This is a genomic window from Fusicatenibacter faecihominis (assembly GCF_020686945.1).
GTDB classification, from domain to species: Bacteria; Bacillota; Clostridia; order Lachnospirales; family Lachnospiraceae; genus Limivivens; species Limivivens faecihominis.
The window spans coordinates 1-13,370 of sequence record NZ_JAJEPR010000056.1 but is presented as its reverse complement, the minus strand read 5'-3'; the positions used below and the strand labels follow the sequence as shown (position 1 = coordinate 13,370).

The following is a 13,370-nucleotide window of genomic DNA, read 5'->3' as shown; positions in this document are numbered from 1 at the left end:
TAAATCACTATTTTGTTAGCTGAAATATTGAATTTTTAAGGTACGAATCCCATTTTAGGTATGGGAAGTCTTAGTTAATGATATTTATGCATCCGTACATAATAGCTGATGCATACGATCACAGTGGCTCCGCTCCATGCTGCAATCTCTGCAAAGAAAATACCGTCCTGTCCGATAAAATGGGGAAGGATCAGTGCAGCACTGATACGCATGACAAATTCAGCCATACCACTTACCATAGGCATTAAGGTATCTCCCAGCCCCTGAAGTGCAGATCTGTACACGTACAGAAAGTACAAAACCCAGAGCATGGCAGCCATAATAGAAAGGTATTTAAAAGCAATTGCCAGTACCTGCTGTGTCTGCTGCGGTTCACCTGAGATGAAAAGTGAGAGAATATTTTTTCCAAATAAAAGCATGGCAGCAGAAATGATCAGTGAGGTAAGCAGGGAAAGCAGCATACTGCTGCGGACGCCTTTTCTGATCCTGTCAATCTTTCCGGCTCCCAGATTCTGACCCACATAGGTAACGATGGCATATCCATAGGAAATAGCAGCCATTTCCAGCAGACCATAAAGCTTGTTTGTAGCTGTAAATCCTGCTACAAAAAGGAAACCGTAGCCATTGATCACATACTGGACTACCAGACCGCCCACACCGATGATGATATTCTGAAATACAACAGGAATACCAAGCTTCATCAGGCGGGCATTCATGCCGGAGGCAGGCATAAAATCTGCTCTGGTCAGATGAACGATATCAATTCTGCGTAAAATCAGGAAACAGTAAACAGAGGAGAAGCTCTGTGCAATCACAGTTGCGATTGCTGCTCCTGCCACACCCCATCCGAAGCCTGCCACAAAAAGGATGTCCAGTGAGACATTCAGCACAGATGCGATGATCATTGCGGTCAGCGGTGTTTTACTGTTTCCCATAGCCCTTAGAGCAGAGGCAAACATATTATAGGCTGCTGTGGCGGGGATTCCACAGAAAATGATGCGCAGATATAACAGAGACATTCCGATAATATTGGAAGGTGTATGCAGCCCTGTTAATACCAGCGAAGCAAATGACTGGCTGAGAATCAATACTCCGGCTGCGATGAATGCGGTCAGCCGGTAACTGTGAGCCAGAGATTTACGCAGATTTTCGAAATCCTTTGCCCCATAATACTGGGAGAGTTGAATAGAAAATCCCTGAGTGAGTCCTGTGGATATTCCTGTGACAACCCACATCAGAAAGTCAACAGCACCCAGTGCGGCAAGAGCCTCCACACCTACAACCTGGCCAACAACCATGGTATCCACCATTGTATAAAGCTGCTGACAGAGATTTCCCAGCATCAGGGGAATTGCAAAAAGAATGATCAACCGTCCCGGTGAACCGGAGGTCATATCCTGAATCTTGGTTTTCATTAGTATAAAAGTTCCTTTCCGGAGCATATTTGAAAAAGTTTAGAAATGATTATTCGAATATGCCCTGATATTTACATTGATAATTTTACATCATTAACGTGAAAAATGAAATATAATATTTCATCAGAATGATATAAATTTATCAATACCTGCTATAAGCAGCATGTTGTTGAAATTATTATGCATAGCGCCTGAGAGGAGTTTTTGATTGCTATTTTTTTAAATACAGATATATAATAGAAGGCAAGTCTTTACGGAAGGAGACAAGAATTATGCTGAAAAGATTCACTAAATATGTAACCCAGAGTGTTGCCGGAATGATCGGGATTTCCGTTTATGTTCTGGCAGATACTTTCTTTATATCTGTATAATCCATTTTCCAATTTTGTGTTGTGCTGATTCCAGTATAACTTCCATAAACACTCCGATCCACAGAAAGAACAGCAAGATACCACTGGCAACTGCAAGTAAAGCAAACCGCTCCCATTGTCTGTACCAGAGCAGTGTTCCAATCAGCATAAAACCCAGAATGAGATTGACAATCCCTTTGCCGATGCAGTAGATTTCAACTGCGATCTTTACCAGTAAATGGGCAGTGGCTAATAATAACCACACCGGTAACAATAAAATTTTTCCTGCCATTCTTAAAACGATCATAAGTACCTCCTTCAGTTTGCGTACTGTGGCATGTCGTGATTTACCGCTGCTTTATAATAACTTCCAATCGTTGATGGTGCATTAAATAAAGCAGCCAGTAAATACTGTTTTATGTTTCTGACTTTCGTAGTGTTTTTATCCATGCACTCCAGCACATACTCGATATGCGAATAATTCAGTTTCAGTAATTTCCCCTTCACAAAGCCTGCCGGATAATATTCGCCGGCAATCCGTATCATATCCTTTTCAGTTTGAACGGTTTCCAGAATCAGCTGATATATTTCTTCTACCAGATCCTGCTCTCTGTTATACGTATGCAGTAAAACATCAAAATCAATATTTTTCTTTACCAATTCAGCATAAGCATTGATTTCCTGTTCTTTTTGATCACATCGAATCCTATCGCCATCTGATTTGATATGATTCGATTTCATATTACTCTGATTATTATAATTCATATAAGTCTTATTATATAGCGGTACCGTTTTGGGAACCTCTTGAAGTCCGTTTTTGGGCACTTCTGAGGTATCTGTTTCGGCACCTCTGAGGTGCTTATTCATCACCTCAGGAGTTCCCCTTTCGATACTTCTATGTACCGCATCTTTTTCCTGTGAAGTTCCCATTTCATTACTTCTTTGACTACTCTGATGTACCATAAAGCTCTTAACATATATAATGTTCGGCAATCCAAAGCCTCTCTTTTTCTTTTCAATCAGTCCGATTTTCTCCAATTCTGTGAGATAATCCATTGCTTTTTTCTTAGAGAATCCCAAGTCACTTTGTATCTCCGTGATCTGATAGATAATGTACACCTTGTTTTCTTCGTCAAGCCATTTATTTTTCATTGACAGTCCCATTCTGTCCAGAAGTACCGAGTAAAGTACTTTAGCTGATAAAGACAGTGCGGAAAATGCTTCATCTAATAATAATATTCTTGGAATCCGGATAAAACTGAACTGATCAGCCTGAGTGCCATAATAGTATTCAAAATTCATACTGTTATCTCACCTCTCTTCCATTGATCCAGAAGTTCCAGAATTACACTTTCCATATCCTCCGCCGTATATTTATCAGAGAAGTAATTTCTCAGTTTTTTCTCTGATAACGTGATTTTTTGTTCCTGCTTCCTGCCAGGCTGACTGTTTACCAGTATGGAGATCATTTTCGCCTGCGTCATCGTTCCTGCTTCAAGTGCTGTGCGGAGTGCCGCTACCTGAACTGCTTTAACCGTACCATTTTCCTTGATGTATTCAAATAACCATGTTTGAATCTCTTTGTCAATATAGGAAATGTCACCCGCAACAGTAAACTGCAGACGTTTCTTATCTACATAATCAAGAAGGTCTGGAATGAGTTCCGTAAGTCGGATATACCTTCTAACTTGATTTTTACTTTCTCCTACCTGCTGTCCAATTACCGCTGCTGTTTCTGACCTCCACCCATTTTGGGTGTAAGTGGAATCTGCTATATCATTTCTGGCACCTTGCCTCTTCATCGCATCCATTTTCATTTTATATGCAAATGCCTTTTCACTTGGGAGCAACTCTTCCCTTTGAATATTAGCATCTACCATTATGACAATGGCTTCATCGTCTTCCATATCCCGCACAATGGCTGGTATAGTTTCCAGTCCTGCTTTTATCGCTGCGTGCATTCTTCGATGCCCGGATATCATCTCATAGCTGTTATTCTTATCTGGCCTTACTAAAACAGGTGTCAGCACACCATTCTGTTTAATACTCTCTACCAGGTCATCCATCTTATCATCATCCAAAACTTTAAATGGATGATTTGCAAAGCTATGTATTCTGCTAATCTCAATATCTGTTGCACTTTCCTCACCGGATACTCCCAGCAGTTCATCTATACTAGGCATCTTTATTTTGTCTGCACTCTTACTCTTCATTTCCCAGTACCTCCTTTGCAATCGTCTCATATGCTTTCGCTACTTTTCCATTCAGGCAATGAGAAAAAATGCTGACACCTTCTGCACTTGTTTCAGCTGCTTTCACTGACATAGGAATCACCGTATCAAAAATCTCTATCTTTTCTCCATAAGCTTCACGCACTTTACCAGCCACATCTTTTGCATAGTTTGTGCGGAAATCTACCATTGTGAGAAGTATTCCTTCAAATACGAGCTGCCTGTTCAGCCGTTTCTTCACCATTGCAATCGTATGTATCAGCTGCTGAAGACCTTTCACCGGAAGGTAAGCCGCCTGTACAGGAATCAACACGGAGTCCGCTGCTACCAGTGCATTGATTGTCATTAGTCCCAGGCTTGGCATACAGTCAATCAAGATATAGTCATAATTCGTTCTCACAGCCTCAATATATTCCTTCATAATCAGCTCTCTGCTCATCACATTCCCCATTGTTACTTCCAATGCTGATAATTCGATATTTGCCGGAAGCAGATCTACATTTTCTTTATGATGCAGAATCCCATCTGTGATAAGATTTGTGTACCGTCGGCTTTGGATAGGATGTTGTCTGTTCCACATATTTCTGATTATCCAGGTCGTATACCTTAAATTCGGTATTCGCCAGGAGTACAGATTTCTGTGTTTCAGCATCCTTTTTGATGATCTTTAATTTTGCTTTGAATTCTTTATCCAGAAGCACTCGCCATGTCTGCGGTGTATCCGGATGATTCTCTGTGATCTTCACTACAAAATCATCAACCGGTGCATAGTTGTGTTTGCTTGTGGTTTCTCTTACCACATAAGTTCCATATGGAAGCGGAATCGATTTTGCATATCCTTTTTCATCGGTAAACATTTCTGTCTGTCCATCTGCAGTCAGTACAACCGGTCTGGCTGAATCAAAATCATAACTTCCATCTGCCTTTACTTTCAGATCACTGACAAGCCATGCTGAAAAACCAACTCCCTTAAGAAGATCTGCATCGGTTTTTCCATTGTTTGCTGCCTTAATGATCTGGAATGGCTGTTTGACGACAGTTTCTTTACATACAGAAGTTCTTTCTACTGTCGGAACAGTAGCACCTTCGTAAGTACAGTCCACATCATGTTCTGTCGGATCCAGTACGTATCCCACCGGAGCACTAAGCTCTTTCAGATAATACTTTCCAAGATAGAGATCCGATACAGAAGCTTCGCCATTCTTATCCGTTGTCAGGGATGTGATCAGGCTGTCTTTCTTATGGATCGTTCCGGTTCTTCCATCCGGATGAACAATATCTTCCCTTGCATAAAGGCCATATACTGCACCTTCCAGCGTTGCATCACCCTGTGCTGCATTCCCTGTCTCAGCATCCTGTTTTGCAATGTTGATCTTTGCATTTACACGTTTGTCTGTTACATTTTTGGTCGTTGTCTTTCCGATAGCAAGAGTCACATTATAAGACTTTGTATCGATCTGATACCCTGTTGGAACAGAGATTTCTTTCAGATAAACAACTTCCTGTGTTTTCTCCATTGTGAGCTGTGAAGCACCATTCTGATCAGTTGCAGGCATCTCTGCGATCAGCTTTGTACATGCAGCATCGGAATAGATCCCGTACACTGCACCAGCCAGTGCATTTCCTGTATCCTGATCTTTCTTTACAATGGATACTTTGCATTCTTTTGTCCAGGTTACTTTAAAATCCACATATTTCTCATTTCCAACACCTTCACCGAAAACAAGAGCCAGGTCCTGTGTTCCAGATCCTGTTGTGATCTTATAGGCTGAATATTCCTTATCAATACTTCCTTTCATCTTAGAAGAGAAAGTAGCACTGACATTTTCAGCCTGATTAAGTGGTGCTGTCAGATAGAACTTTGTACCACCGGAAATCTCCACATTAGCCCCTGCAGCACTTGTTTTTCTGGTTGTCACATTTACAAGTTTTACACCTTTCGGCAGCTTGAAAGTGATCGTCTGCAGTTTATCCGCTTTGAATGTGATCATACTTGTTCGCTGGCTGTTTCCTTCCACATAAGCCTTTACATTAGATTCGGAAAAGCTCATATCTACAGACGGAATGTCCGGCATATTTACACAATAATTGTAAAGCTCCATTGCCAGGTTCTTTCCTGTTGCATTAGTTCCGGATGCCCAGTCACTGGATCCATTTGCATAAGCTGCTGCAAGATGGGTAATGATGAATCTCTTTCCTGCCGGAAAATCCGGATGTTTCTCATCGAAGAAACCATTCTCATCACTTGCTTTTGTTCCGTAATAGCAGACCTTTGCAAGTGTCTTTCCATCGGCAAGTTTCTGGATCGTATAAGTTCCATTTCCCGGTCCTTTTTTCGATGGTTCAACACAGTATGCTGTCGCATTGATGCTTCCCCATTTCACATAATATGGACAAGTCAGATAAGAACCTAATCCATAGTCTGCGTAATAGTACCAGGAGCCGGCTGTAACTGTGACTGATTTTGTTCCTGTTTCACCGGAAGCAAGCATCATTGGCATATCAAAAGTAATACTTTCGCCTGCTTCAAGATCTGCAAGAGCAACTTCCTGGTCAACAGCTTCCTGCATAACCTCTGAGAGTGTGATCCCTGTTTCCGGATCAACGGTCTCCTGATCCTCCGTTGCTTCGATTTCTGCATCAAATTCTTTTTCTGTCAGTTCTGTTTTGCTCTCCGTGTCAGCAGCATCAGTTCCCTCTGTAGACAAGTCAGCCTCAGAATCCTCTGTTTCTGTCTTATCGGAAGAACCAGCATCCTGATCAGAAGAACTTTCTGACTGCGAATCTTTCTGTTGATCCGCTTCTTTTACCACGATCTTTCGATTGATCTGGTAGGTTGGGTGATCCGTTGTCTGTGGTTCTACATAATAGACTGCCTTATAGGAATTGGTATAATCGGTAGAAAAATCATTCCCGTCCGTATCTTTTGCTTCCTGAAATGTAACTTTTACTTTGCTGTCATCCTGGATCGTAAGACCGGTATAATCACTCTTTACATCGAAATTGTCTCCAACCTTGATCTCATAATCCTTTGCAGTTACCACTTCATCTTCATCCAACTGATCCTTGATCTCCTCATAATACGGAATCTTTTTTACAGATCCGGCATCATCAGAAGCATAGGCAACAGCGGGAGAGAGTACCGTCGATAGAACCGTTACTGCAGTCAGTAAACCGGACATCACCCTGCGTGCTTTCTTTTTCACGTTCATTCTCTTAAATCCTTCCTTTCTGATTCTTTTGTGTATGGTTATCTGTTAGTTTCTGCATATTATCTTTTATACGAAGATGATCGCCTCCTTTCCTGAAATTTGTGCTATTTGGGACAGTCAGCACAAGCTGAGATAACAGCACAAATATATGGCGGTACCTGTTTGTCACAAATACCGCCACATGATTTCTACTGTCATCCTCTTTTTAGATTCAGACATTTTATTTTGATTTAAGATTTAAGCGTTTTCCTGTTTTCTTTCCCGGATCCGTTCCTATATCAGTTTCCATCTCTGATACGTTTTCTTCTGGCAGACACGCAGCTTTTCGCTCTATGCATGTTCAAATCAAATATCACTCCGGGCAGGCTATTCATTTTTCAAGGTACATGAAGGTGTTCTATGCAAACCCTTCATATAACGAAACGCTCAGAGCCTGTTTTACAGTGGTCTAATTCAATTTTTTTGAAATTTTTTTAAAATTCTTCGTTTTCCGCCTTTTTTTTCATCGTTTTTAATGCTCTGTTCAGGAGGTCATTTACACTCTGTTGTTTGATTCCCAGATAATCTGCGACATCCTGCTGACGCATTTCTTCGAAATAAACCAGATTGAGTACCATCTTTTGCCTCTCTGTCAATTCCTTGATCAGCGCATGCAGAATTTCTCTGTCGATAACATCGTCAACAAAATCTTTTGAAGATCCTCTCATAATCTCCGCATCATCTGTAACATCGCTGTTAGAAAACACACCATGATTGGTGCTGATTTTGCTCTGGCTGTATGCCATACGGTCTTCAGCCTCCATCAGCAGACGGATATACCAGTTTTCATTATCAAAGAACTCTTTATTGAATTCCTTGTTATCGCCAGTTACACTCACATATTCATAGTCATCACAACTATGAAGCGGAAATACGGTTGATTGATTTCCTGCTGTATAAAGTACATATCCGTGATCATAAACAGAGATTGTTGTATCTGCATTGATCATTTCCTTTACTACAACTTTGTGTTCCTTCAAGGATTTCACGCTTGGGATTCTCTTCTCCACATCAGCAACTTTCACGATTTTTTTCAGTTCTTTTAATGTCAACATAAAGACCACCTTTCTGCCTTTCGGCTCCGGGTGGTCCATTCCATCTTTTATGAAATTTCTGCACAGACATAAAGAACTGCAGTACAAGAGGTCACGAACTCACCCGTTTTTTTTGAACGGGAGTCCGTGACTCCTTTGTAACGCATGTATCTGCGTTTAGATTAAGTTTGCCAGATTGCCTGGCTTATTCAGTTGATATGTGCATCTTCTGATTCATTCTCTGTTTGCTCTTTGCGAAACATGGAATAATCGCCCATAGCATCGTAAGGACAATGCCTTACAAATTCCTGGTATTCGATTTCAGTCATCTTTGCTTCCTCCTTTGCGCCATATTATCAAAATCTCTCTCTGCAATTATTTTTGCAGAAGAGAATTCAACCTCTATATAACGAAACGCTGAGAGCCTGTTTTACAGTGGGGTACGACAAAAAATTTAAAAATTTTTTTAAATACATCAAAAAAGCCCGACAAAACAAATACTTCAACAATCTCCAAAACCAGAAAATACTTCTGATCTTGCAGTGTATCCGTAAATGTTTTGCCGGGCTCTTAGTGATTCCAGTCAGGTTCAGCTCCTTGACAAACTCTTGCTGTCTGGTGCGTTCTTGATGGTTCCTGCCAAATCCAACGCTTACTACAGACAGCTCATTCTATTCTGTTATGATCCCTGATTCATCATCTTTCGGGAATACGTCCGCATCCTGGACTTTAATTGTTCATCTCTGATGTGGATCGGACGAACCGACACCATATCATCCTTTACAAATATCTCCAATGTACTGCGACATTTTTTGCACTCCACTTCTGAATCGCTTTGTGCGCTCTTTTCAATAAATGCTCCACATACAGAGCAGTGTACATGCCATTTAATAGCACCTGATCCCATATAGGCTTCCTCCTTTAAGCAATAAGATATTCTCCATTTATTACTCAACGGACCAAAGGGAAATCAAATCCGCCTTATGAGCATCATGCCATCCATTCCGTAAGTGCCAAAGCTACACGAACAGCACGATTTCTATTCTGATCAGATCTGCTTTGTCGATCTGTGCATCCTTTTTTATCCTTTCACCAGCTACCACTCACTCTTTCCGGTATAAAAAATTCCGCTGTGATTAATTAACATGATATTTCAATAGTTTCAAATACATCACCAGTCAGATCACAGATGTCCTGGATCTGGATCTCGGTATCATCAATCCGTAAGTGGACTGATGGATCAAAAAATTCTACGGTTCCAGATAATGTATGGTACTGACCAATTAATGGATTCTTCCATGACTTTTGAAAATAAGTTGCCTGTATCTTCATTCCATATGCCAGGATTCTTAATTTCATATCCAGCTCATTTTTCTTTTCCTCAGATAAATCTCTTTTTGGTTCATAAATGATTTCCTGTTGCCGGATTGTTTCATCCAATCCACGAAGTGCCGCAAATGGAGCAAACTGTTTTGCTCTGCGTCCTACATCCATGGGATGTCTCCTGGAAACCGGTCTTGGTAAATATAAATACGGTTGATATGCACTTGCCAGCACTTTTTGCACCTCCTCTAAGCACGGTGACCACCTATTTGCTCGTTGCGTTCTCTATAAGTAGAACACTCTAGCAGGTTGGATCCCCGCATGATCGCATTCTTTCCATAACGCTGCTTTACATTCAATACTGCTTCCTGCAAATGCCGTTCCTTATCGGTCTGTTTGGGATCATCAAACAGGCTGTACTGCACATAATTTTCAGGAGCAACCCTGTTCGCACACACCTCGATTCTTCGGATTCCGGTATATCTGTCTGCAATCCTGCGATATAAATCTTCCACTGCATCTATGATCTTTTTGGAACTGTTACTTTCTCTTTCGAGTTTTACGGTTCCTTTGGATGCCTCATGCTCATACCTGTGGTCATAGGCGATCCATAAGGTGAGAGAGTTTGTTACCAGTCCTTTTTCAAACAGATCCAGGACCAGATTGTCTGTCATTTCCCTTACGATCACAAGTGCTTCGTCAAAAGAATAATTTCGCATCAGCACCTGGCCATTCGATAGGCTGTGCTCTTCCGAATGATAGTTCTTGATGTCACTCATCCGGCATGTTTCATAACCCCATGCATGATCGATCAACAGCTCTGCATCAATCCCAAACATCTTATACAGCCAGTCTTCGGATCTTAAAGAAGCCATTGCGATATCGCCCATCGTATGGATCCCGTAACCAGCCAGTTTCTTTTCAGTCCGGGATCCAATCCTCCAGAAGTCACTTAATGGTTTATGATCCCATAGCTGCTCTCTGTAAGAAAATTCATTCAGAATTCCAATATGGTCATCCACATGCTTTGCTACGATATCCATTGCAATCTTAGCAAGGTACAGATTGGTTCCCACTCCTGCGGTTGCAGTGATACCAGTTTTCTCCATGACCGCCTGCATAAGCTTTACCGCCATTTCTTTTGCAGTGAGATGATAAAGCTGCAGATAGTTTGTCACATCAATAAAACATTCATCGACACTGTACACATGGATATCTTCTTTTGAGACATACCGCAGATAGATTCCATAGATTTTTGCGGAATAATCCATGTACAGCTGCATCCTCGGCATGGCTGTAATGTACTTCACACAATCCGGTATCTCATGGATCCGGCACCGGTTCTTGATGCCAAGCGCCTTCATGGCCGGAGTGATTGCCAGGCAGATTGTTGACTTTGATCTGGTAGGATCTGCAACCACCAGGTTTGTTTTAAATGGATTCAGCCCACGTTCTACGCATTCTACAGAAGCATAAAAGGACTTCAGATCAATACAGATAATAGAAGTCTGATCCTGACTCACATTGCCACCTCCCATACGTCTTTCCTCTTTTCTTAACATGTATCCCATTTTGACTATCAATGATTGTCTATCCTTCCTGTTTTCATTGAATTACAGGAAATTCATTTCACATATCCATTGACAAAAGAGGAAATATTGTGTATCTTATAGGAAAGATGTTTCCCTTATCTGTGATTCACATTATAGGAGAGATATTTCCCTTTGTCAAGATTAATTTTTATTTTTAAGGAAACACATTTCCCGTTTTGCCTTGAAGCGGCTAATGAAACTTATAAGACAAGGCTTAGAAAGAGGTATGTTTATGACATTCGGTGAAAAAGTAAGATCATTAAGAAAAGAAAAAAAGATGAGTCAGCAGGAACTGGCCAGTATGGTTGGTGTTTCATATAGGACTATTCGATCCTGGGAAGTAGAAGGACGTTTTCCAAAACAAAATGTTCTGTATCAGAAACTGGCAGATGCATTACAGTGTGACGTTTCTTATCTCATGAGTGAGAATGAAGCTTTTATCACAGAAGCATCCGAACAGTTTGGTAACCGTGGTGCCAGACAGGCTCAGCAGATTCTGGAACAGGCTGCAGCTATGTTTGCCGGTGGATCACTGACAGACGAAGATAAAATAGCTTTTATGGATGAGATCCAGAGCCTTTATCTGGATTCCAAAAGACGTGCAAAGAAATTTACACCGAAAAAATATCTGAAAAACCAAGAGGAAAAATAATAGAAGGCGGGATTATTGTACACCTAATCTGTTACCTTATAGTTACAAGGATATTTCTGCCCTTTTATTTTTTACTTTTGAGGTGATTTATTTGAGAAACACTTACATATATACAGAAACAAAGAAATTAATCAAGAAATATGGAACCCGAGATCCATTTGAGATCATGGATCAGATGAACATTGTGGTCGGGGAAACTTCCAGATATAAGACACTGAAAGGATATTGTTTTATGAGCTGCAAGACGATCTATGTCATGATCAGCAGTTTCCTTTCAGAAGAAGAAAAGATGATCGTTGCCGCCCATGAATTAGGGCATATCATCCTGCATCGTTCCCAGCTGAAAATGGCTCCAATGCAAGATGATACCCTCTACAATATGACGGATAATACAGAATACCAGGCCAATCTGTTTGCTGCCGATCTTCTGATTGATGATGAGGAGATTGAAGATATGGTTCAGAACGAAGACCTGGATTATTTCGGACTCTGCAGCTCTTTGAATGCGACTCCGGAACTCATGAGCTTTAAACTATACAGCCTGACAAAACGAGGCCAGGCTTATCATATGCCGATGGAGATACAGAGTAATTTTCTGGCGAAATAATAGCGGATAAGATTATTCTACAATAGAAAAACTATAGATTTATCTCACTGAAAGGAGGATCATTTATGTCAAGACATCATATAGAAAAGGTAACTTGTCCTTCCTGCCATCATGAGGGAGATTTTGAGCTCTGGGACAGTATTAATACTGCACTGGATCCTGAAATGAAAGAGAAGGTACTTAATCAATCTATTTTCCTTTATACCTGCCCGAGCTGTGGAGAGACCTTTCGTTTAAAATACTCCACACTCTATCACCAGATGGAAGATCTTGTCATGATTTATCTGGTTCCTGAATCAGAAGTAAAGAAGACATATGAAATATTTTATGAAAAAAATGCTTTGGCTGATTATCGTACCGAAAAGTACTTATACCGGATTGTGACATCAGCAAATCAGCTCGTTGAAAAGATCCAGATCTTTGATGCAGGTAAAGATGACAGGGTAATGGAACTTGTTAAATTACTTGCGACAGATTCTATTCTCAAAAATGATCCCGATATAGAATTTGATGAACTGCGCTTTGCTGTCGACGACGACGGAACAAATATTCTTGTAATCATTAATAAGGGTGAGATTACTGGTGCAGTTGACATTGACAATATGTATGAATTTGCTTCTTCACACTGCAATGATTTCAAGGATCTCCGCGATGATGATGAAATAGTTATCAATAGGGAGTGGATCCTTAACAAACTTGCCGAAGCAGAAAACGAATAGTATATTTGGTGGCTACACCCCCAAGCCCCTGTAGAATAAATAACGCCAGTACTGGATATCAAAAATCCCGCACCGGCGTTATTTATTAAAATATTTTGTTTTTTAATCTTCAACACTCTCTACTGAAACTTCTTTTTTCTTCCTACTTTTACCAGAAATCATCTTGTGTCCTGTATAAATAGCCATAATCATGCAA

The 13,370-nt window shown here is 40.7% G+C and carries 12 protein-coding genes and 1 pseudogene; 3 read left to right on the top strand and 10 right to left on the bottom strand.

Annotated features, from left to right (window positions below; translation table 11 throughout):
- Positions 1 to 74: 74 nt before the first annotated feature.
- From LKD71_RS16960 to LKD71_RS16920, 9 genes and pseudogenes are all read right to left on the bottom strand, one after another.
- Positions 75 to 1,415, bottom strand: a complete 1,341-nt coding sequence (locus tag LKD71_RS16960; protein WP_227616296.1) for an MATE family efflux transporter — start codon at positions 1,413 to 1,415, stop codon at positions 75 to 77.
- A 357-nt stretch (positions 1,416 to 1,772) separates the two neighbouring features.
- The gene (locus LKD71_RS16955) at positions 1,773 to 2,072 is read right to left on the bottom strand and encodes a hypothetical protein (RefSeq protein ID WP_227616295.1); all 300 of its coding nucleotides are present in this window, start codon (positions 2,070 to 2,072) and stop codon (positions 1,773 to 1,775) included.
- A gap of 11 nt (positions 2,073 to 2,083) precedes the next feature.
- On the bottom strand, positions 2,084 to 3,067 hold the full coding sequence (locus LKD71_RS16950) for a DUF6017 domain-containing protein (RefSeq protein WP_227616294.1): 984 nt from the start codon (positions 3,065 to 3,067) through the stop codon (positions 2,084 to 2,086).
- Complete coding sequence (locus LKD71_RS16945; protein ID WP_227616293.1) at positions 3,064 to 3,978, bottom strand: ParB/RepB/Spo0J family partition protein; 915 nt, start codon at positions 3,976 to 3,978, stop codon at positions 3,064 to 3,066. Before LKD71_RS16945 ends, LKD71_RS16950 begins: the two co-directional genes overlap by 4 nt.
- A pseudogene (locus LKD71_RS16940) lies at positions 3,968 to 4,522 on the bottom strand (ParA family protein); the annotation flags it as partial. The pseudogene LKD71_RS16940 and the gene LKD71_RS16945, both read right to left, overlap by 11 nt.
- The gene (locus LKD71_RS16935) at positions 4,503 to 7,208 is read right to left on the bottom strand and encodes a prealbumin-like fold domain-containing protein (RefSeq protein ID WP_331466512.1); all 2,706 of its coding nucleotides are present in this window, start codon (positions 7,206 to 7,208) and stop codon (positions 4,503 to 4,505) included. The gene LKD71_RS16935 and the pseudogene LKD71_RS16940, both read right to left, overlap by 20 nt.
- 473 nt (positions 7,209 to 7,681) lie before the next feature.
- The gene (locus tag LKD71_RS16930; protein WP_015514779.1) at positions 7,682 to 8,341 is read right to left on the bottom strand and encodes a sigma-70 family RNA polymerase sigma factor; all 660 of its coding nucleotides are present in this window, start codon (positions 8,339 to 8,341) and stop codon (positions 7,682 to 7,684) included.
- A gap of 1,080 nt (positions 8,342 to 9,421) precedes the next feature.
- Positions 9,422 to 9,775, bottom strand: coding sequence for a hypothetical protein (locus LKD71_RS16925; protein WP_003864619.1), 354 nt, complete (start codon positions 9,773 to 9,775; stop codon positions 9,422 to 9,424).
- A 77-nt stretch (positions 9,776 to 9,852) separates the two neighbouring features.
- Positions 9,853 to 11,142 carry a Y-family DNA polymerase gene (locus tag LKD71_RS16920; RefSeq protein ID WP_331466511.1) on the bottom strand — a complete coding sequence of 430 codons (1,290 nt, stop codon included), beginning with the start codon at positions 11,140 to 11,142 and terminating at the stop codon, positions 9,853 to 9,855.
- 247 nt (positions 11,143 to 11,389) lie between these two features.
- Between LKD71_RS16920 and LKD71_RS16915 the strand changes: the two genes are divergently transcribed.
- The 3 genes from LKD71_RS16915 (at position 11,390) to LKD71_RS16905 (ending at position 13,174) form a co-directional block, all read left to right on the top strand.
- Positions 11,390 to 11,848: a helix-turn-helix domain-containing protein gene (locus tag LKD71_RS16915; RefSeq protein WP_005423558.1), complete on the top strand. Its 459-nt coding sequence runs from the start codon at positions 11,390 to 11,392 to the stop codon at positions 11,846 to 11,848.
- A 91-nt stretch (positions 11,849 to 11,939) separates the two neighbouring features.
- Entirely contained in the window at positions 11,940 to 12,455 is a 516-nt protein-coding gene (locus LKD71_RS16910; protein WP_225876977.1) for an ImmA/IrrE family metallo-endopeptidase, read from the top strand.
- A gap of 65 nt (positions 12,456 to 12,520) precedes the next feature.
- Positions 12,521 to 13,174, top strand: a complete 654-nt coding sequence (locus LKD71_RS16905; protein WP_227616292.1) for a CpXC domain-containing protein — start codon at positions 12,521 to 12,523, stop codon at positions 13,172 to 13,174.
- Between the two features lie 102 nt (positions 13,175 to 13,276).
- On the opposite strand, the gene LKD71_RS16900 is transcribed toward LKD71_RS16905, so the two are convergent.
- Positions 13,277 to 13,360, bottom strand: a complete 84-nt coding sequence (locus LKD71_RS16900) for a DUF6219 family protein (protein ID WP_227616297.1) — start codon at positions 13,358 to 13,360, stop codon at positions 13,277 to 13,279.
- Positions 13,361 to 13,370: the final 10 nt, after the last annotated feature.